The sequence below is a fragment of the Enterococcus xiangfangensis genome (assembly GCF_005405365.1).
Lineage (GTDB): Bacteria > Bacillota > Bacilli > Lactobacillales > Enterococcaceae > Enterococcus_A > Enterococcus_A xiangfangensis.
Genome location: NZ_BJDX01000006.1, coordinates 1 through 21,235 on the forward strand (window position 1 = coordinate 1; position 21,235 = coordinate 21,235).

12 protein-coding genes, 8 tRNA genes and 1 rRNA gene are annotated in these 21,235 nt (G+C 42.0%); 17 read left to right on the plus strand and 4 right to left on the minus strand.

Features of this window, described 5'->3' with window-relative positions; genetic code table 11:
- The 14 genes from rrf to gor all read left to right on the plus strand — a co-directional run.
- Nucleotides 1-76: ribosomal RNA gene (rrf, locus tag FFM68_RS13345) — 5S ribosomal RNA — on the plus strand; the annotation flags it as partial.
- 8 nt (nt 77-84) lie between these two features.
- Nucleotides 85-157, plus strand: a tRNA-Val gene (locus FFM68_RS08190).
- A 3-nt stretch (nt 158-160) separates the two neighbouring features.
- Nucleotides 161-233, plus strand: a tRNA-Lys gene (locus tag FFM68_RS08195).
- 9 nt (nt 234-242) lie between these two features.
- A tRNA-Leu gene (locus tag FFM68_RS08200) sits at nt 243-324 on the plus strand.
- A gap of 18 nt (nt 325-342) precedes the next feature.
- Nucleotides 343-415, plus strand: a tRNA-Thr gene (locus FFM68_RS08205).
- Between the two features lie 4 nt (nt 416-419).
- A tRNA-Gly gene (locus FFM68_RS08210) sits at nt 420-491 on the plus strand.
- Nucleotides 492-513: 22 nt separating this feature from the next.
- Nucleotides 514-599: transfer RNA gene (locus FFM68_RS08215), tRNA-Leu, on the plus strand.
- 14 nt (nt 600-613) lie between these two features.
- Nucleotides 614-687, plus strand: a tRNA-Arg gene (locus tag FFM68_RS08220).
- Between the two features lie 17 nt (nt 688-704).
- A tRNA-Pro gene (locus tag FFM68_RS08225) sits at nt 705-778 on the plus strand.
- Nucleotides 779-900: 122 nt separating this feature from the next.
- Nucleotides 901-1,365, plus strand: coding sequence for a CtsR family transcriptional regulator (locus FFM68_RS08230; RefSeq protein ID WP_137618893.1), 465 nt, complete (start codon nt 901-903; stop codon nt 1,363-1,365).
- A gap of 4 nt (nt 1,366-1,369) precedes the next feature.
- Nucleotides 1,370-3,868 (plus strand): ATP-dependent Clp protease ATP-binding subunit, encoded by a 2,499-nt coding sequence (locus FFM68_RS08235; protein WP_137618894.1) that lies wholly within the window; start codon nt 1,370-1,372, stop codon nt 3,866-3,868.
- 299 nt (nt 3,869-4,167) lie between these two features.
- Entirely contained in the window at nt 4,168-5,082 is a 915-nt protein-coding gene (locus tag FFM68_RS08240; protein WP_137618895.1) for a peptidase U32 family protein, read from the plus strand.
- 13 nt (nt 5,083-5,095) lie between these two features.
- The gene (locus tag FFM68_RS08245) at nt 5,096-6,337 is read left to right on the plus strand and encodes a peptidase U32 family protein (protein ID WP_137618896.1); all 1,242 of its coding nucleotides are present in this window, start codon (nt 5,096-5,098) and stop codon (nt 6,335-6,337) included.
- A 247-nt stretch (nt 6,338-6,584) separates the two neighbouring features.
- Nucleotides 6,585-7,934 (plus strand): glutathione-disulfide reductase, encoded by a 1,350-nt coding sequence (gor, locus tag FFM68_RS08250; RefSeq protein WP_137618897.1) that lies wholly within the window; start codon nt 6,585-6,587, stop codon nt 7,932-7,934.
- A 102-nt stretch (nt 7,935-8,036) separates the two neighbouring features.
- Here the strand turns inward: gor and FFM68_RS08255 are convergent, their stop codons facing one another.
- From FFM68_RS08255 to FFM68_RS08270, 4 genes are all read right to left on the minus strand, one after another.
- Entirely contained in the window at nt 8,037-8,990 is a 954-nt protein-coding gene (locus FFM68_RS08255; protein ID WP_137618898.1) for a biotin--[acetyl-CoA-carboxylase] ligase, read from the minus strand.
- 105 nt (nt 8,991-9,095) lie between these two features.
- Nucleotides 9,096-9,899: an ABC transporter ATP-binding protein gene (locus tag FFM68_RS08260; RefSeq protein ID WP_137604455.1), complete on the minus strand. Its 804-nt coding sequence runs from the start codon at nt 9,897-9,899 to the stop codon at nt 9,096-9,098.
- Nucleotides 9,900-10,796, minus strand: coding sequence for an ABC transporter permease (locus FFM68_RS08265; RefSeq protein ID WP_137618899.1), 897 nt, complete (start codon nt 10,794-10,796; stop codon nt 9,900-9,902). It lies immediately after the preceding gene.
- Nucleotides 10,797-10,837: 41 nt separating this feature from the next.
- The gene (locus FFM68_RS08270; RefSeq protein ID WP_137618900.1) at nt 10,838-11,800 is read right to left on the minus strand and encodes an ABC transporter substrate-binding protein; all 963 of its coding nucleotides are present in this window, start codon (nt 11,798-11,800) and stop codon (nt 10,838-10,840) included.
- 705 nt (nt 11,801-12,505) lie between these two features.
- Here FFM68_RS08270 and rpoB point away from each other — a divergent pair.
- The 3 genes from rpoB (at nt 12,506) to FFM68_RS08285 (ending at nt 21,159) form a co-directional block, all read left to right on the plus strand.
- Nucleotides 12,506-16,123, plus strand: a complete 3,618-nt coding sequence (rpoB, locus tag FFM68_RS08275) for a DNA-directed RNA polymerase subunit beta (RefSeq protein ID WP_137609638.1) — start codon at nt 12,506-12,508, stop codon at nt 16,121-16,123.
- 74 nt (nt 16,124-16,197) lie between these two features.
- Nucleotides 16,198-19,851, plus strand: coding sequence for a DNA-directed RNA polymerase subunit beta' (rpoC, locus tag FFM68_RS08280; RefSeq protein WP_137609639.1), 3,654 nt, complete (start codon nt 16,198-16,200; stop codon nt 19,849-19,851).
- A 207-nt stretch (nt 19,852-20,058) separates the two neighbouring features.
- Nucleotides 20,059-21,159 carry an LCP family protein gene (locus tag FFM68_RS08285; RefSeq protein ID WP_137618901.1) on the plus strand — a complete coding sequence of 367 codons (1,101 nt, stop codon included), beginning with the start codon at nt 20,059-20,061 and terminating at the stop codon, nt 21,157-21,159.
- Nucleotides 21,160-21,235 lie beyond the last annotated feature (76 nt).

The window sequence follows — 21,235 nt, forward strand, 5'->3', positions numbered from 1 at the left end:
CGAACACAGAAGTTAAGCTTCTTAGCGCCGATTGTAGTGAGGGGTTGCCCCTTGTGAGATTAGGACGTCGCCACGCAAACTTATGGGGGTTTAGCTCAGCTGGGAGAGCATCTGCCTTACAAGCAGAGGGTCAGCGGTTCGAACCCGTTAACCCCCATTTGAGCCGTTAGCTCAGTTGGTAGAGCATCTGACTTTTAATCAGAGGGTCACTGGTTCGAGCCCAGTACGGCTCATAAGAATATGCGGGTGTGGCGGAATTGGCAGACGCACTAGATTTAGGATCTAGCGCCTTACGGCGTGGGGGTTCAAGTCCCTTCACCCGCATTGTATTTTTTTGTAGTTGCCGGCTTAGCTCAGTTGGTAGAGCATCTGATTTGTAATCAGAGGGTCGAGGGTTCAAATCCTTTAGCCGGCATCATGCGGAAATAGCTCAGTGGTAGAGCACCACCTTGCCAAGGTGGGGGTCGCGGGTTCGAACCCCGTTTTCCGCTTTCCTGAAGACCAGGGGAAAGCGCCGGGGTGGCGGAACTGGCAGACGCACAGGACTTAAAATCCTGCGGTGAGTGATCACCGTACCGGTTCGATTCCGGTCCTCGGCATTAAAAAAGAATACGCACCCGTAGCTCAATTGGATAGAGTACTTGACTACGAATCAAGGGGTTAGAGGTTCGAGTCCTCTCGGGTGCATAGTTTTTTTTGTTTTCCGGGAAGTAGCTCAGCTTGGTAGAGTACTTGGTTTGGGACCAAGGTGTCGCAGGTTCGAATCCTGTCTTCCCGATCAAAAAGAAGGTGAAAACCTTCTTTTTTTTTATCTTAATTTATTAAAAAGGCGTTCTCCTTTATTTCGTGTTGCAAATTCGCTATAATTATGGTCAGAAATAGTCAATAGGAGACAATATTATGGGCAGAAATACTTCTGATCTGATCGAATCTTACTTGAAAGATATTTTAGAAAATAGCGAGATAATCGAAATTCGTAGAGCTGAGATGGCTCAGTTATTTAATTGTGTGCCTTCTCAGATAAATTACGTAATCAATACGCGTTTTACTTTTCAACGTGGCTATTTAGTTGAGAGTAAACGAGGTGGCGGCGGCTATATTCGAATAAGTAAAGTTAAGATTTCTGATCAGCATTATTTTTTGGAACAGTTAATGGATTCTTTTGGTAGTGAGATTTCTGAAGCGAATGCTTTTGGGATTATTCAAAAATTATTTGAAGAAGAGATCATTACCGAAAATGAAGGCAATTTGATGTTGAGTGCCGTATCAAAAAATGTTCTAGGCATCAGTCAAATTGAAAATAGGCTGCGTTCCCGAATTCTTCATGGATTTTTAGAACGTTTAAGTTATGAGAAAAAGGAGTGAGGATATGGATCAGCTGTATACAGAACGTGCAAAAGCAGTATTAACAATTGCGCAACAAGAAGCTAAGTATTTTAAACATCGCTCGGTTGGTTCTGAGCATTTATTGTTAGCGTTAGTGATCGAACAACAAGGAATCGCAGGTAAAACATTACGTCAGATGAATTCAAACGAAAATGACATTCGTGAAGAGATCGAGCATATGACGGGCTACGGGTCTGTTAAATCCTATCCTGAAGGCAGTTATTTGCCTTATTCTCCGAGAGCTAAACAAATTTTGATTTTTGCTGATGATGAAGCAAAACGGTTTAATGCAAAATTGGTTGGAACAGAACACATCTTATTAGGTCTTTTACGTGATGATGAGATTTTGGCCTCCCACATTTTAGTGAATTTAGGATTAAGCCTACCTAAAATGCGTCAGCTTTTATTGAAAAAAATGGGTGTGAATGAAGCTTCTAATGGAAATCAAGGAGCAGGTAATCGACGGAAGACACCAATAAAACCAATTCAAAATAATTCGCAAGGAACACCGACATTGGATGGATTGGCTCGTGATCTGACAAAATTAGCACGGGAAAAACGTTTAGATCCAGTAGTTGGCCGTGATGGCGAAGTACGGCGTGTAGTTCAAATCTTGAGCCGTCGGACAAAAAATAATCCAGTTTTAGTTGGAGAACCAGGTGTTGGTAAAACAGCGATTGTTGAAGGATTGGCTCAACGAATTATTTCTGGTGATGTCCCTGAAGACATGCGGGGAAAACGTTTGATGATGTTGGATATGGGTGCTTTAGTAGCCGGTACGAAATATCGCGGTGAATTTGAAGATCGGTTGAAGAAAGTAATCGACGAAATTTATCATGATGGTCAAATCATTTTATTTATTGATGAATTGCATACGTTGATTGGTGCGGGTGGCGCTGAAGGTGCGATCGATGCATCAAATATTTTAAAACCAGCACTGGCACGCGGCGAATTACAGACGATCGGTGCGACAACGCTCGATGAATATCAAAAATATATTGAAAAAGATTCTGCTTTAGAACGGCGCTTTGCTCGTGTACAAGTGGAGGAACCAACACCGGAAGAAGCAGAAGAAATCTTAAAAGGGTTGCGTCCTCGATATGAAGAACATCATGGCGTTGAGATCACTGACGAAGCGTTGCATGCAGCCGTTTCTTTATCCGTACGCTACATCAATTCACGCCAGCTGCCAGATAAAGCAATCGATTTGATGGATGAATCTTCCGCAAAAGTCCGATTAGATTCGACCGATGAAGTATCAGAATTGACGGAATTGGAAGAAGAAGTTCAAGAGTTAGTGGCTGAAAAAGAAAAAGCGATCCAAAATCAAGATTTTGAATCCGCAGCTCGTTTGCGTTTGCGTGAAAAACAATTAGCCGAAACGTTAGAACAAGCAAAAATCAAAGCGGCTAAACAAGAAAATGGCTATATTGATCAAGTAACTGACGAAGATGTGGCGGCAGTTGTATCACAATGGACAGGTGTGCCGTTGCAACAATTAGAGAAAAAAGAAAGTCAGCGTTTATTAGATTTAGAAAATGTGTTGCATAAGCGTGTAGTAGGACAAGAAGATGCTGTCAAAGCGATCTCTCGTGCGATTCGTCGGGCCCGCAGCGGGTTGAAAGATCCTAATCGTCCAATCGGTTCTTTCATGTTCTTAGGCCCAACTGGTGTCGGAAAAACCGAATTGGCCAAAGCGCTGGCTGAAGCAATGTTTGGTAGTGAAGAAGCATTGATCCGAGTAGATATGTCTGAATTTATGGAAAAATATAGTACCAGTCGTTTGATTGGTTCGCCTCCAGGTTATGTTGGTTATGAAGAAGGCGGACAATTGACAGAAAAAATTCGTCAAAAACCTTACTCAGTAATTTTGTTAGACGAAGTGGAAAAAGCCCATCCAGATGTCTTCAATATTTTATTACAAGTTTTGGATGATGGGCATTTGACAGATTCCAAAGGACGGAAAGTTGATTTTCGCAATACGATCTTGATTATGACTTCAAATATTGGTGCGACTGAGATCCGCGAAGAAAAAAATGTTGGATTCAACGTAAAAGATATTACTAAAGATCACCAAGCAATGGAAAAACGTATCTTAGAAATATTGAAAACAGCATTTCGTCCCGAATTCCTTAACCGGATCGATGAAACAGTAGTCTTTAAATCATTGGATCAAGAACAAATCCATGAAATCGTGAAAATCATGAGCCGTTCGGTTTTAGATCGCATGAAAGAACACGAGATCAAAGTGAAGATCACAGCAGCAGCTTACGATGTAATCGGAAAAGTCGGATTTGATCCTGAATATGGGGCACGCCCTATTCGCCGAGCGTTGCAAAAAGAAATTGAAGACCGACTTGCTGAAGCATTGTTATCAGGTCAAATTCAATTGGGGGACGCTGTGACGATTGGTGCCAGCAAAGGCAAGATCACATTGACAGTAAGAAATTCTAAAGAAGAAAAAATACCGGAAAAAGTTTAATTTTATTGAGGGTGTGACAGAAGTGGGCAGCCTTAAGAAATAAGAAGTCAAAGGAGTTGTGACAAGATTTTTGTCACAACTCTTTTTTTCTTTTAGCGCTAGTTGGAAACTTTTCAAAGCTGTGATAGTATAAAAAAGTCTAAGGAAGGTTGAACGAACGGTTTTTTTTAGGCAAGTTCAGCAATCGTTGAGTCAGAAAAGAAGTGATTGTAACTATTGCTGGCAAGTTGGTATGGACGGTGAATTTTAGCCTTATTTCAGAAAAATGAATTTACCGATCGGAACTAGGAGGATACACAATGATCGAATTAATTGCGACGGCAGAATCGATGGCACAAGCGGAAGAATTATTAGCTGCCGGCGTGGATACTTTATATATTGGAGAAGAGACATTTGGTCTGCGATTGCCGCATTCTTTTTCCCGTGAAGAACAGCAAGCAGTGATCGAGATGGCGCATGCGCAAGGAAAAAAAGTAAATATCGCTGTAAATGGTATTATGCATCCGGATAAAATGAAGCTGGTTCCGGAATATTTGGCCTTTCTTGCCGAAGTCAAGCCTGATCATTTAGTTGTTGGTGATACAGGAGTGATTTATTTATTGCAAGAATATGATTTGTCCTATATTTATGATGCGGAAACATTGGTGACGAATGCGCGGCAAATCAATTTTTGGCAGAAAAAAGGAGCAGTTGGAGCGGTCTTAGCTCGCGAAGTTCCTTTTGAAGAAATGCAAAGTTTAAGCCAACATGTCACTGTGCCGGTAGAAGTATTGGTTTATGGAGCGACGTGCATCCATCAATCGAAAAGACCGTTATTAGATAATTACTTCAATTATACGAAGCAGACAGAAAGTGCAACAAAAGAGCGGGGCTTGTTTATTTCAGAACCTAAAAAGGCAGAGACCCACTATTCGATTTATGAAGATCAGCATGGCACACATATTTTTGCCGACAATGATCTGAATTTGATCAAAGAATTGCTGGAACTGAATCAAACAGGTTACCAAACGTGGAAATTGGATGGTTTGTTTACGCCGGGAGCTGATTTTATTGCGATTGCCAAAATTTTTGCTTCAGCCAAGGCAGCAATCGAAGCAAATACTTGGGATGAAACAGCAGCAATCAATGCACAACAAGAAATTCAAAAATATCATCCTGTTGGTCGAGGAATGGATACTGGTTTTTATCATTTAGACCCAACAGCGATTAAATAGGGGTAATGGCAACATGACAGAGAGAAAATTGAAACGGCCGGAAGTTTTAGCACCAGCCGGAACCTTAGAAAAATTAAAAACCGCGATCCATTATGGCGCGGATGCAGTATATATCGGCGGGGACGCTTATGGTTTGCGTTCACGTGCGGGAAATTTTTCATTTGAAGAAATGGAAGAAGGCGTGCTGTTTGCAAAAAAATATGGCGCGAAAGTCTATGTGGCGGCAAATATGGTGACACATGAAGGCAACGAAAAAGGCGCCGGCGAATTTTTCAAAAAATTACGCGATATCGGAATCTCGGCGGTGATCGTCTCTGATCCGGCGTTGATCGAGATCTGTGCCACTGAAGCACCTGGGTTAGAGATCCATTTATCCACGCAAGCATCAGCGACTAACGCGGAAACATTGAACTTCTGGAAAGAAGAAGGTCTAGAGCGAGTTGTTTTAGCCCGCGAAGTTTCGATGGAAGAATTAGCAGAGATCCGCAGCAAGACCGATGTTCAAATCGAAGCCTTCATCCATGGCGCGATGTGTATTTCTTATTCCGGCCGTTGTACTTTATCAAATCACATGTCGATGCGGGATGCGAATCGCGGCGGTTGTTCGCAATCATGCCGCTGGAAGTATGAATTGTTCGACATGCCTTTTGCCCAAGAACATCGTTCGTTGACAGAAAATGGAGACGTGACGGAAGAATTCTCAATGAGCGCTGTTGATATGTCAATGATCGAACACATTCCTGATTTGATCGAAAATGGTGTAGACAGCTTGAAAATCGAAGGTCGGATGAAATCTATCCATTATGTGTCGACGGTATCGAACGTGTACAAAGCGGCAGTGGACAGTTACATCGCAGATCCAGACAATTATGTCTGCAAACAAGAATGGATCGACGAATTATGGAAAGTTGCGCAACGTGAATTGGCGACCGGGTTTTATTACCAAGTACCGACCGAAAATGAACAGTTATTTGGTCCGCGGCGGAAGATCCCGATTTACAAATTTATTGGCGAAGTCTTGAGTTATGATGAAACAAACAAGATCGCAACGGTTCGTCAACGCAATCATTTTAAAGTAGGCGATGAGATCGAGTTTTATGGACCGAATTTCCATCACTTTGAACAAACGGTTACTGAGTTGAAAAATGACGAAGGAGAATCAATCGATCGTGCCCCAAATCCAATGATGATCGTAACGATGCCAGTCGCTCAGCCAGTCAAACCCGGTGATATGATCCGAAAGAAAAAAGATTAAAGATTTTTCAGTTTGATAGTTAATGCAGGTTCCAAGTTTTTGAGCTTGGAACCTGTTTTCATCTAGAGCCATTTAGTTCAGCTTGGTCGTACAAAAAATGGTGCAGCAAAAAAGCTGGGCAAATAACGGTGCTTTTTTAGTAAATTGTATTAAAATGAACGTAAGTTTGACGCTGCGGGTCGTTAAAGCTGTTTTTAGCTTTTTTGTGCGGACCTGACCAGCTGCGTGACAAATAGGAGGAAATTAAATGAAAGAATATGATTATATCGTCGTTGGCGGCGGGAGTGGCGGAATCGCTTCAGCTAACCGCGCGGGGATGTATGGCGCAAAAGTGTTATTGATCGAAGGCAACAAAATCGGCGGGACGTGTGTCAACGTCGGCTGTGTTCCTAAAAAAGTAATGTGGCAAGCGAGCAGCATGTTGGAAATGATCGAACGAGATGCACCTAGTTATGGTGTTCAAGCAGACATTGAAACATTTGATTTCAAAGGATTAGTTGCACGCCGCGAGAAATATATCAACTTTTTACATAGTGCCTATTATCGTGGGCTAGACAGCAATCATGTGGAACGTCTAGAAGGCTATGCGACGTTCAAGTCGGATCATGTTGTTAGTGTGAATGGAGAAGAGTATACAGCACCGCATATTTTGATTGCAACTGGCGGTCGGCCAAGTCAAATGAATATTCCTGGTAGTGAATTTGCGATGGATTCGAATGGGTTCTTTGAATTAACCGAGCAACCAAAAGAAGTAGTCGTCTTAGGTGCCGGCTATATCGCGGCAGAATTGAGCGGTGTCTTGCAAGGAATGGGGACACAAGTCCACTGGGCTTTTCGTCATAGTCGTCCTTTGCGAACGTTTGATAATATGCTGGCGGATAATTTGGTTGAGATCTACCGCGAGAATAAGATGAAACTTTATGATCATCATGTCGCAAAAGAAACCAAACAAAATACGGACGGAACGTATACCGTCTATTTTGAAAATGGCAATTCATTGACTGGCGATAAAGTTTTATTTGCCGGGGGTCGTCTGCCAAATACGAATGCATTAGGCTTGGAAAATACAGCGGTGACGTTGAACGAGAAAGGGTTTGTGATCGTCGATAAATACCAAAACACAACAAGTGAAGGGATTTACGCGGTGGGCGATGTCATTGGCAAACTTGATTTGACACCCGTTGCCATTGCGGCAGGCCGTCGATTGTCAGAGCGGGTCTTTAATGGCAAATCTGAAGAATTTTTAGATTATGAAAATGTTCCGACCGTCATTTTTACGCATCCAACGATTGCGACGATTGGTTTGTCCGAAGAAGCTGCGATTGAACGTTACGGCAAAGATCAGATCAAAATTTATCATTCGCGTTTTACACCAATGTATTTCGCCTTAAGCGATTATCGGCAAAAATGTGATATGAAATTGGTTTGTCTTGGAGAAGAAGAAAAGATTATTGGTTTGCATGGAATTGGTGTCGGTGTCGATGAAATGCTGCAAGGTTTTGCTGTAGCGATCAAAATGGGTGCGACAAAGAAAGACTTTGATGATACCGTTGCGATTCATCCGACAGGCAGTGAAGAATTTGTAACAATGCGTTAAAAAGAGGTCGTAATAGCAGCCGGTTTGATTTATTTCGAAAAACTGCTGCGAAGCCATTTATTCAAGAAATAGGTATGACAAAATTTTGTCATACCTATTTTTTTATTGAATCGAACTTAAGCTGATCTCGCCAGAAGAAAGAGCAATCTGTTCAGTCCCTAGATCGACTATTAATTCGCCAGTATCGGCGATCGCAACAGCAGTCCCTAAATAAGAACGGTCTTTACGTTTGAAGGTGATTTTTTTTCCTAAGACGAATGACTTTTTACGATAAGAAGCCAGAAAGTCCGTCGGTTCTGCTAATAGATCAAAGAAACGATTCCAAATAGTGATGATCAATTGATTGCGGGTAGTGGTCGCTTGACCGTCAGGAAAGAGCGAGGTCGCTTTTTCTTGCAGTTCTGTTGGGTAATCTTCTTGTGGAATCGAAAAATTGATTCCCATACCGATAATGATATATTTCAGCGAATTGCTTTCAACATCCGTCATCGCTTCTGATAAAATCCCAGCGACTTTTTTTTCATTTAAATAAATATCATTCACCCATTTGATTTGGCTGTCGACGCCCAAAAGTTCATCGATCGCTTCAGCCGCCGCTACCGCCATCAAGATCGTATATTGCGGCAGTTCGTGCAACTGTTCGTTAGGTTTCAATAATAAACTCATGTAGATCCCTTGCTGTTTTGCCGCAAAAAAAGGGCGATCAAAACGGCCATGGGGAGCTTCTTGCATGTCAGCTACGATTAGCAACGGTGATTTTTCTCCGGCTAATACGGCCAATTGTGCATCTTTCATTGTTGAGTCAGAAGTTTCTAAGACACTTACATCGATTGGATAGCGGATCTGGTCTTGAATTTCTTTAGCATCTAAAATATCAGAAGGCTGGTAGCGGTAACCGGTGGCTAAGTGCTGGATGCGATAGCCCTTTTTTTCTAATTCTTTGATCGCTTTCCAGATTGCGGTGCGGGATACAGCCAATTCTTGTGCTAAAACTTCACCGGACAATACTTCTTGTGTCTCTTTTAAGCGTGCCAAAACTTTTTCTTTCGTAGTCAACCAAGACCCTCCTTTTTTTGCTTTCTTTCGTAAAGTTAGTGTAACAAAAAAACAGACTGCATAAAAGCAGCCTGCCAAGAAAGAAGTGAAGCAATCATTTATCGATCAGCTTAATAACAAAGCATCGTCTTTCAGTTCGACGCCGGAATTTTGTTGGAAGAGTTCCATCAATTTTGGTACAGTCAAATGTTGTTTTTCAGCTTGGTTCAAGTCCAAAGCAATCTGTCCTTGATGCAGCATGATCAATCGATTGCCATACTGGATAGCATCTTCCATATTGTGGGTCACCATGAAGGCCGTCAGCTCCTGTTCACGAATCAAACGTTCAGTCAGCTGCATTACAGTCAATGACGTTTTTGGATCAAGCGCTGCAGTATGTTCATCTAATAAAATCAGATCAGGTCGTTGCAAAGTTGCCATCAACAAGGTGATCGCTTGGCGCTGTCCACCAGACAGCAAACCGATCTCAGCATCTAGCCGATTTTCTAAATTTAAATTCAGCATCGCTAATTGTTCTTGGAAGAAACTGCGATCTTTGCTCTTCACTCCAAGTGAGAAGCCGCGTTTATGGCCGCGCTTTAATGCTAATGCTAAATTTTCTTCGACGGTCAAACGGACGGCTGTCCCCATTTTGGGATCTTGGAAGACACGGCTGATTCTTTTCGACCGTTTAGTTACGGAGTATTTGGTAATTTCTTCTTCATTTAGAAACATTTGGCCTTCTTCGATCGGCAAAGTACCGGCAACGCTGTTCAGCAAAGTCGATTTACCAGCACCATTTCCGCCGATAATGGTTACAAATTCACCCGGTGCTAAGCTTAGATTGATTCCGCGCAACACGTGATTTTCATTGACGGTCCCGCGTTCGAAATATTGATGAAGGTTGTTGATTCTTAAAACTGGCTGCATCTAATTCGCCTCTTTCTGTTTAGGTTTTAAAGTAAATTTTGATCGAATTTGTGGTAAAGATAAGCAGATAACCAATACGATCGCTGAAGCTAATTTTGAATCAGTCGGCTCAACATTCATTTCGAAGACTAACGCCAAGATGAAACGGTAAATAATTGCTCCAGCAACGATCGTAACTAAACGAACCCAGATTGGCTTATTGTGAAGCAGCACTTCTGCGATGATAATCGAAGCCAATCCGATAACGATTGTTCCAACACCGGAATTCAGATCAGCAAAGCCGTTGTTTTGTGCTAATAACGCCCCAGAAAGAGCGATGCTGCCGTTTGAGATCATGTAGCCTAAGAGTTTCATGTTTTCTGTTTTGACCCCGTTAGCTTCACTCATATCAGGATTATCACCTGTTGCTCGGACAGCTAACCCAATCTCTGTTTGGAAAAATAAGACCAATAGAAAGATCACTAACAAGGTAATCAACAAACCAATCAAGATGACCGCATTGTTTTTGCTGATGCCCATTGTTTGAGCTGCGGTAAAGATCGTATTTTCTCCCAATAACGCGATGTTGGGAGCGCCCATTACACGTGAAGTAATGGAGTACAAGCCTGTCATCGTGATGATCCCGGCTAGCAATGCGGGGATTTTGAATTTTGTATTTAAGATTCCAGTTACTAAACCTGCTAACATTCCGCCGCCAAAAGCTAATAAAGTAGCTAGAATGGGATGGATCCCATTAACGATAGCAACGGCAGCAATCCCACCACCTAAAGGAAAACTCCCTTCAGCAGTTAGATCGGCAATATCTAAAATTCGAAAAGTCATGTAAACGCCGATTGCAAGCAATGACCAAAGGATCCCTTGCGACGTCGATGATAATAACAACGTGATAATATTCATGCTTCTTCCTTCTTTCTGGAACTGTCGTTCAACGGCTTCCTTTATTTTGGTTCTTTAATGCTGGCTGGATCGATTCCTAAAGCTTTCGCCATGTCTTCATTGACGACTAATTTCAATGTGTCCGCAGATTCAACTGGAGTATCCGCTGGCTTTGCATCACCGTCTAAAATCTTGGCAGCCATTTTACCAGTTTGTTTACCTAATGATTTGTAGTCGATCCCAACAGTAGCTAGACCGCCATCAGTCACTTGTTCTGTTGAGCCTGCAACTAATGGAATTTTCTTTTCTTTAACGACATCGCCGATCACTGCGGCGGCACTCGCGAACGTATTATCTGTTGGAACATAGATTCCATCAGTTTCGTTTGCTAAAGATTCTGTTACTTGTTGAACGTCGTTAGTTGTGTTGGCTGTTTTTATTTTCACGGCAACACCAGCTTTTTTCAGCGCTTTTTCAGCAAGATCAGCTTGGATCTTGGAATTGGCTTCGCCGGCGTTATACATGATTCCAATTGATTTTGCATCGGGAACGATCGACAATAAAAGCGCGATTTGTTTATCAATCGGTACCATGTCTGTGGTTCCTGTAACGTTTCCGCCAGGTTTTTTATCGCTTTTCACGAGCTTTGCTTCTTTTAAATCGGTCACTGCTGTAACGGTGATTGGAGTTTCCGTCGTTACATTCAATAGAGATTGAGCGGCGGGAGTTGCGATCCCTAAAAGCAGATCCGGTTCATCATTGACTAATTTTTCACTCATACTTTTTAGATTGTCTTGATTGTTTTGAGCGTTTTGGTAATCGATCTCTAAGTTGTCACCTTCTTTATAGCCACCTTCAGCCAATCCTTCTTTGAATCCTTCATACGCATTGTCTAATGAAGCATGTTGAACGAGTTGCAAGACACCCACTTTTTTTACACTATCGTCACTTGCTTCTTTACTGCCGCAAGCACCTAACATCAATAAACTTACCAATCCAATTCCTGCTAATACTGTTTTTTTCATTATTTTCTCTCCTTTTGTAATAAAAAATCACCCGCTTAGAATGAACGAAATTCTAAGTGGGTGATACAAATACAGAAATAGTATGATATTTCAGCCACTTAGATTTCTCTATGCGGCCGGTGATACGTTGAAATGCTCTAGCCATCATAGATACAAAAAACACTGAGGTCGTTTGTATCCATTGTGATGAATACAAACCTATCTAAAATAGCTAAAGTAATAGCGGTTATTCAGTTGTGAGTTTTTCGGATTCAGCATGTGAACAACCTCCAACTTGTTAAGATGTAGATTAGTATACGGTAAGAAAAATGAGATGTCAATAATAAACTGAAGAATATTCAGAATATTCATGAATGTAAACCGATTTAAAATGAAATAATCTCATTGAAAGTTTTAAGAAAACCTTGCGTAAAGCTCCCGCAACTGCAGAGGCTATTGACTTTTATGTTGATGTCATGTATCATATTAAGTTGCTAAAACTATCTGAAATGATAAAAGGCAGGAACGAAATATTGTCCGTTCCGGCTTTTAATAAGGAAACAAAAGTAGAAGCTCGCGAATATTTTCAAGAGAACGTTCTATTTTTGGTTTTTTTTTGCCTAAAAGCCGCAAAAAATGTCAGGTGTTACATGAATTTAATTTATGTAACATAAATGTAATTTATCTTCGGAACGGTTTTCAAACTTTTAAGAGGGGTGAAGAAACTTGGCTGGACACGTAGTGAAATACGGGAAACACCGAGAACGCAGAAGCTTCGCACAAATCAGTGAAGTGTTGGAATTACCGAATTTGATCGAAATTCAAACAGATTCTTATCAATGGTTTCTAGATGAGGGCTTGCAAGAAATGTTTGAAGACATTTTGCCAATTGAAGATTTTAATGGAAACTTGTCACTTGAATTTGTGGACTATGAATTGAAAGAACCTAAATACACCGTGGCAGAAGCACGCGCACACGATGCAAATTACTCTGCACCATTACACGTAGTTTTACGCTTAGTAAACCGCGAAACTGGCGAAATCAAATCACAAGAAGTATTCTTTGGCGATTTCCCATTAATGACAGAACAAGGAACATTTATTATCAACGGAGCTGAGCGGGTTATCGTTTCCCAATTGGTTCGTTCTCCCGGTGTTTATTTCCATGGAAAAGTGGATAAAAACGGGAAAGAAGGCTTCGGTTCAACAGTCATTCCTAACCGTGGTGCATGGTTAGAAATGGAAACAGACGCAAAAGATATCTCTTATGTCCGAATCGACCGTACCCGTAAAATTCCTTTGACCACGTTAGTCCGTGCGCTAGGTTTTGGATCAGATGATACGATTTTTGAGATCTTCGGCGAAAGCGAATCATTACGTAACACTATCGAGAAAGACTTGCACAAAAATCCAAGTGATTCTCGTACTGAAGAAGGATTGAAAGACGTTTACGAACGTCTGCGTCCCGGCGAACCAAAAACAGCAGACAGCTCTCGTAGCTTGCTAACTGCTCGTTTCTTCGATCCAAAACGTTACGACTTAGCAAATGTTGGTCGTTACAAAGTAAATAAAAAATTAGACCTTAAAACACGTCTATTGAACTTGACGTTGGCTGAAACGTTAGTTGATCCTGAAACTGGCGAGATCATCATGGAAAAAGGGACCGTTATTACTCATCAAGTAATGGAAGAAACACTTGGTGCGCATTTAGAAAACGGCTTGAATTCTGTGACTTACTACCCATCAGAAGATGCTGTCGTAACAGATCCAATGACTGTTCAAGTAATCAAAGTCTTTTCACCAAAAGATCCAGAACGTGAAGTAACAGTGATCGGTAATGCTTATCCTGATACTTCTGTCCGGACTGTTCGTCCTGCTGACATCATCGCTTCAATGAGCTATTTCTTGAACTTGATGGAAAACATCGGCAACGTCGACGATATCGACCATTTAGGAAACCGTCGTATTCGTTCAGTCGGTGAATTGTTGCAAAATCAATTCCGTATCGGGTTAGCTCGGATGGAACGTGTCGTTCGCGAACGTATGTCGATCCAAGATCAAGAAACATTGACGCCACAACAATTGATCAATATTCGTCCAGTTGTTGCCAGCATCAAAGAATTCTTTGGATCTTCTCAATTGTCACAGTTCATGGACCAAACCAATCCGTTAGGGGAGTTGACGCATAAACGTCGTCTATCTGCCTTAGGACCTGGTGGTTTGACACGTGACCGTGCTGGCTATGAAGTCCGCGACGTTCACTATTCTCACTATGGCCGGATGTGTCCGATTGAAACGCCTGAAGGACCTAACATCGGTTTGATCAACAGTTTGGCTTCGTATGCCAAAGTTAACAAATTCGGTTTCATCGAAACACCTTATCGTCGTGTCGATCGTTCAACAGGTAAAGTAACAGACAAGATCGATTACTTAACTGCTGATATCGAAGACCATTATGTTGTTGCTCAAGCAAACAGCAAATTGAACGATGACGGAACATTCGTTGAAGAAGTCGTTATGGCTCGTGCAACTTCTGAAAACTTGGAAGTTACGATCGATAAAGTTGACTACATGGACGTATCTCCTAAACAAGTAGTTGCTGTCGCTACTGCTTGTATCCCATTCTTGGAAAACGATGACTCGAACCGTGCCTTGATGGGAGCGAACATGCAGCGTCAAGCCGTGCCTTTGATCAATCCTAAGTCTCCTTGGGTTGGTACCGGTATGGAATACAAAGCCGCGCATGACTCAGGTGCCGCGTTATTATGTAAAAATGATGGTGTCGTTGAATTTGTTGACGCCCACGAAGTTCGTGTACGCCGCGACAATGGCGCATTAGATAAATATGATATTACCAAATTCCGTCGTTCAAACTCAGGGACTAGCTACAACCAACGTCCATTAGTTGGATTAGGCGAAAAAGTTGAAGTTGGCGACATTTTAGCTGACGGACCTTCTATGGAAAACGGCGAATTGGCTTTAGGTCAAAACGTTGTCGTAGCCTTCATGACTTGGGAAGGATACAACTACGAAGATGCGATCATCATGAGCCGTCGTTTGGTCAAAGATGATGTGTATACTTCAATTCATATTGAAGAATATGAATCAGAAGCACGTGATACAAAATTAGGACCTGAAGAAATCACTCGCGAAATCCCGAATGTCGGGGAAGACGCATTGAAGAACTTGGACGAAATGGGGATTATCCGCATTGGTGCCGAAGTTCATGATGGCGACTTATTAGTGGGTAAAGTCACTCCTAAAGGGGTAACTGAACTATCAGCAGAAGAACGCTTATTGCATGCGATCTTCGGCGAAAAAGCGCGTGAAGTCCGCGATACCTCTCTACGTGTGCCTCATGGCGGCGGCGGAATCGTTCATGATGTGAAGATCTTTACTCGTGAAGCAGGCGACGAATTATCTCCTGGTGTAAATATGTTAGTGCGCGTCTACATCGTGCAAAAACGTAAGATCCATGAAGGGGACAAAATGGCCGGCCGTCACGGAAATAAAGGGGTCGTTTCTCGGATCATGCCGGAAGAAGACATGCCATTCTTGCCAGACGGTACACCAGTTGACATCATGTTGAATCCTTTAGGGGTGCCATCACGGATGAATATTGGACAAGTATTGGAATTGCATTTAGGTATGGCAGCTCGTCAATTAGGAATCCATGTTGCAACACCAGTCTTTGATGGTGCGCAAGATAGCGATGTTTGGGAAACTGTCCGTGAAGCTCGTATGGCTGCAGACGCTAAGACTGTTCTTTACGATGGACGTACAGGTGAACCATTCGACAACCGGATCTCAGTTGGCGTGATGTACATGATCAAATTGGCCCACATGGTCGATGATAAATTGCATGCTCGTTCAATTGGACCTTACTCTCTTGTTACGCAACAACCATTGGGTGGTAAAGCTCAATTTGGTGGACAACGTTTCGGAGAAATGGAAGTTTGGGCACTGGAAGCATACGGTGCTGCTTACACATTACAAGAAATCTTGACTTACAAATCAGATGATGTAGTCGGTCGTGTGAAAACTTACGAAGCCATCGTCAAAGGTGAACCTATTCCAAAACCAGGCGTGCCTGAATCTTTCCGCGTATTAGTGAAAGAATTGCAAGCTCTTGGTTTAGATATGCAAGTCTTAGATATTAATGACAAAGAAATCGAGTTGCGAGATATGGATGATGATGATGACGACTTGATCACAGTTGACGCTTTGACAAAATATGCAGAACAACAACAATCTGCAAAAGAAGTTGAAGAAAAAGCAGCTGCTGAAAAAGCGGAACAAAAATCAGATTTGATCCAAGAAATCGAAACTGCTGAAGACTTATAAGCGTCGCGCTTGCCATACGTAAGTCAGCTAATCCTTAGCTGACTTACGATAAAATGAAATGGAGGGAAACCCTTTTGATCGATGTAAATAAATTCGAAAGTATGCAAATAGGTTTGGCTTCTCCTGAAAAAATCAGAAGCTGGTCATACGGTGAAGTAAAAAAACCGGAAACCATTAACTATCGTACATTGAAGCCTGAACGCGAAGGATTATTCGATGAAAGAATTTTTGGGCCAACCAAAGACTGGGAATGTGCCTGTGGAAAATATAAACGGATCCGTTATAAAGGAATCGTCTGTGACCGTTGTGGTGTAGAAGTTACCCGCTCTAAAGTTCGTCGCGAACGGATGGGTCACATCGAATTAGCAGCACCAGTAACACACATCTGGTATTTCAAAGGAATTCCTTCTCGCATGGGTCTTGTCTTAGACATGAGTCCTCGTGCGTTGGAAGAAATCATCTACTTTGCATCTTATGTCGTGATTGATCCAGGTAATACGAGCCTAGAGAAAAAACAATTGTTAACTGAACGTGAATATCGTGAAAAACGGGATCAATACGGTCAAGAATTCCACGCGGCAATGGGTGCCGAAGCGATCAAACAATTATTAGATAAAGTTGATCTAGATGGTGAGTCCGCAGAATTAAAAGAAGAATTAAAAACAGCTCAAGGTCAAAAACGGACCCGTGCGATCCGTCGTTTAGACGTATTAGAAGCATTCCGTTCTTCTGGTAATCTTCCAGGTTGGATGGTTATGAATGTGATCCCTGTCATTCCGCCAGATTTACGTCCGATGGTTCAATTAGAAGGTGGTCGTTTTGCAACGAGTGACTTGAACGACCTATACCGTCGTGTAATCAACCGTAACAACCGTTTGAAACGTTTGTTGGACTTGAATGCACCAAATATCATTGTTCAAAATGAAAAACGGATGTTGCAAGAAGCGGTAGATGCGTTGATCGATAATGGTCGTCGCGGCCGTCCTGTTACAGGACCAGGTAACCGTCCATTGAAATCTTTATCTCACATGTTGAAAGGGAAACAAGGTCGTTTCCGTCAAAACTTGCTGGGTAAACGGGTCGATTATTCTGCGCGTTCAGTTATCGTTGTTGGACCGTTCTTGAAAATGTATCAATGTGGTCTGCCAAAAGAAATGGCGATCGAATTGTTCAAACCTTTCGTAATGAAAGAATTAGTTCAACGTGAGATTGCATCAAATATCAAAAATGCCAAACGTAAAATCGAACGTCAAGAAGACGTTGTCTGGGATGTTTTAGAAGAAGTTATCAAAGAACATCCTGTATTGCTGAACCGAGCACCTACGTTGCACAGACTTGGTATCCAAGCGTTCGAACCAATCTTAGTTGAAGGTCGTGCAATCCGTCTTCACCCATTAGTATGTGAAGCCTACAATGCCGATTTCGATGGTGACCAAATGGCTGTCCATTTACCACTAGGCGAAGAAGCACAAGCAGAAGCTCGGATGTTGATGCTAGCTGCAACACATATCTTGAACCCGAAAGACGGCAAACCAGTCGTTACGCCATCACAAGATATGGTGTTAGGTAATTATTACTTAACAATGGAAGAAGAAGGTCGCGAAGGTGAAGGAATGATCTTCCGTGACATGAATGAAGCTGTCTTAGCATGGCGCAACGGCTACGTTCATTTGCATTCACGTGTGGCTGTTGACCCTAATACATTAGGCGACAAACCATTTACTGAAGAACAAAAAGAACGGATGCTGATCACGACTGTTGGGAAAATTATTTTCAACGAGATTATGCCGCAAGAGTTCCCTTACTTGAACGAACCGACTGATTTCAACTTGACGCAACACACACCTGACAAATACTTTGTCGAAAAAGGTGCGGATATTCCTGCAGCGATCAAAGAACAAGCGATCATTTTACCATTCAAGAAGAAAAATCTTGGAAATATCATCGCTGAAGTCTTTAAACGTTTCAAAGTAACGGATACGTCAATGATGCTTGACCGAATGAAAGACTTAGGTTATAAACATTCGACTCATGCGGGTATGACTGTTGGTATCGCTGATATCATGGCTTTGGCTGAAAAACAAGAAATCATCGATAACGCCCACAAACAAGTTGGCACGATCACGAAACAATTCCGCCGTGGTTTGATTACGGATGACGAACGGTATGAACGTGTTATCGCAGTTTGGAATGCGGCTAAAGATGATATCCAACAACGTTTGATGGAATCCTTAGATGCTAAGAACCCAATCTTCATGATGTCTGACTCTGGAGCCCGTGGTAACATCTCCAACTTTACTCAGCTTGCTGGGATGCGTGGATTGATGGCCGCTCCGAATGGACAAATCATGGAATTGCCGATCATTTCTAATTTCCGTGAAGGACTATCTGTCTTGGAAATGTTTATCTCCACTCACGGGGCTCGTAAAGGGATGACCGATACTGCCTTGAAGACTGCCGATTCAGGTTACTTGACTCGTCGTTTAGTTGACGTTGCCCAAGATGTGATCGTACGTGAAGAAGATTGCGGAACTGACCGTGGTCTAGAAATCTCTGCGATTCGTGAAGGAAACGAAATCATCGAATCATTGGAAGAACGTCTAGTTGGACGTTATACGCAAAAATCAGTAATGCATCCTGAAACAGGCGAAGTAATTTTACCTGGCGATGCATTGATCAGCGAAACAGACGCTAAACGAATCATGGATGCTGGCGTTGAAAAATTAACGATCCGCTCAGTATTCACATGTAATACTAAACACGGAGTATGTAAACATTGTTATGGCCGCAACTTAGCAACTGGCGACGACGTTGAAGTCGGTGAAGCAGTTGGTACTATCGCCGCTCAATCAATCGGCGAACCTGGTACTCAATTAACAATGCGTACATTCCATACCGGTGGGGTTGCTGGAGACGATATCACACAAGGTCTTCCTCGTGTCCAAGAAATCTTTGAAGCACGTAATCCTAAAGGTTTAGCTGTTATTACTGAAGTTACTGGTGAAGTTGTTGAGATTGCTGAAGATGCTGCAACACGATCAAAAGAAGTCACTGTCAAAGGTGAAACCGATACGCGTACGTATACTGTTCCTTACACCGCTCGGATGAAAGTGGCAGAAGGCGATATGATTCATCGTGGAGAACGCTTGACAGAAGGTTCAATCGATCCTAAACACTTATTGCAAGTGCGCGATGTCATCTCAGTTGAGACTTACTTGCTGCGTGAAGTTCAACGTGTTTACCGAATGCAAGGGGTAGAAATCGGCGACAAACATATTGAAGTAATGGTTCGTCAAATGTTGCGCAAAGTCCGCGTAATGGATCCAGGCGATACAGATATCTTGCCAGGTACATTATTGGATATTGCTGACTTTAAAGACCAAAACTACAATACATTGGTTGCTGGCGGAACACCCGCAACATCTCGTCCAGTCTTGCTTGGTATCACTAAAGCATCATTGGAAACAAACAGTTTCTTATCTGCCGCATCATTCCAAGAAACAACGCGTGTCTTGACCGATGCTGCGATCCGCGGTAAGAAAGATCCATTACTTGGATTGAAAGAAAATGTTATTATCGGTAAGATTATCCCTGCCGGAACTGGTATGGCGACTTACCGCAACATGGAACCAAAAGAAGTTGTTGTGGCTAGCGAAAATGTCTACAGTATCTCTGATATTGAAGCACAAATGGCAGCCGAAGACGCTTTGAACAATCCATTGAATTAATGGAAATTCTAGACCACAAGATTCTTTGAATCTTGTGGTCTTTTTTCATGCGATTATTAAGCAGTTATCTGGTAAAATGGCAGCGGTCACTTTAGACAGATATTAAATTTCGTTTAGAGCACGGGATAAAAGCTATTGTCAAAAGATAATTTGTGAGAAAATGAAAGAAACTATTCTAGTAATATGTAAAAATTTTTGAGGTGCTACATGAGCAGAGCAAAGAGAATCATCTTGATCGTCGTAGGAATCATCGTATTGTTAGTCGGAGCAACGACTGTTTATTTGTTAAAAGTGAACAATGATGTGGACCAGTCGATCAGTAAAATGACTAAAAAAGTTAACTATAAGAATACGCGGACGGGTTCTGTCGATTTAAAAAGCGGGGAGCCGTTTTCGATTTTATTAATGGGGACTGATACGGGTGATAAAGGTCGAACGTATCAAGGTCGTTCTGATTCCATGATGTTAGTGACGATCAATTCGAAAAAAAAGCAGACGTTGCTGACTAGTTTGGATCGTGATATTTATACGCAAATTGTCGGCTACAAAGGTGATGAGAATAATTATGTTGCAAAAGGCGACACGTATTATGATAAATTGAACGCGGCGTATTCGTTAGGCGGGACTAAGACGGCGATCGAATCTGTCCAAACAATGATGGATGTTCCAGTCGATCATTATGTAGAGATCAATATGAAAGGTTTGAGAACGTTGGTCGATGCCGTTGGCGGGATCGAAGTCGATAATAAGATTGATTTTACTTTGGACGGTGTGCACGTAAAAAAAGGCAAACAAACTTTAGACGGCAAACATGCGCTAGAGTATGTCCGGATGCGTCATGAAGATCCAAAAGGTGATGTGGGTCGGCAAGCACGGCAGCGGGAGATTTTATCAAAGATCATCCATAAGATCCTTTCGGTCGATTCTGTTACTAAGTATAAAAAGTATCTGAGAGCGGTAGAAGATTATGTCCAGACTGATCTTAGCTGGAGCGAGATGCTGCTGATCGTAAAAAACTACACGCCTGCAGCCGAAACAATCAAGCAGACGCAAGTAAAAGGGCAAGGCGAGATGATTGATGATATTTATTTTCAAGTACTAGGGTTGAATTCTTTGCTAAAAGAACAAAATAGTCTGAAAAAACAGTTGGAGTTGCCAACAAAGAAAAAACTACCAAATTTAGATGAAGATGATGAAAATCAATTGTTTTTTGATGACAGTGATGAGGATGAAATCAGTACGGGAACCCATTATGATTACACTGGCTATGGAAATATCATTTATCCAATCGATGAATATAATTATTAAGAAGAGAGGAGCTGACGATCAGGCGGCTCTCTTTTTTTGTGCAGCTGACTGAGCAGATTGGTTTCAATTTTCTAAA

What these genes read in the sequence shown, in the direction of transcription:
- FFM68_RS08230 (WP_137618893.1), top strand. Translation starts at nt 901, where the DNA reads ATGGGCAGAAATACTTCTGATCTGATCGAATCTTACTTGAAAGATATT.
- FFM68_RS08235 (WP_137618894.1), top strand. Translation starts at nt 1,370, where the DNA reads ATGGATCAGCTGTATACAGAACGTGCAAAAGCAGTATTAACAATTGCG.
- FFM68_RS08240 (WP_137618895.1), top strand. Translation starts at nt 4,168, where the DNA reads ATGATCGAATTAATTGCGACGGCAGAATCGATGGCACAAGCGGAAGAA.
- FFM68_RS08245 (WP_137618896.1), top strand. Translation starts at nt 5,096, where the DNA reads ATGACAGAGAGAAAATTGAAACGGCCGGAAGTTTTAGCACCAGCCGGA.
- gor (WP_137618897.1), top strand. Translation starts at nt 6,585, where the DNA reads ATGAAAGAATATGATTATATCGTCGTTGGCGGCGGGAGTGGCGGAATC.
- FFM68_RS08260 (WP_137604455.1), bottom strand. Translation starts at nt 9,899, where the DNA reads ATGCAGCCAGTTTTAAGAATCAACAACCTTCATCAATATTTCGAACGC.
- FFM68_RS08265 (WP_137618899.1), bottom strand. Translation starts at nt 10,796, where the DNA reads ATGAATATTATCACGTTGTTATTATCATCGACGTCGCAAGGGATCCTT.
- FFM68_RS08270 (WP_137618900.1), bottom strand. Translation starts at nt 11,800, where the DNA reads ATGAAAAAAACAGTATTAGCAGGAATTGGATTGGTAAGTTTATTGATG.
- FFM68_RS08285 (WP_137618901.1), top strand. Translation starts at nt 20,059, where the DNA reads ATGAGCAGAGCAAAGAGAATCATCTTGATCGTCGTAGGAATCATCGTA.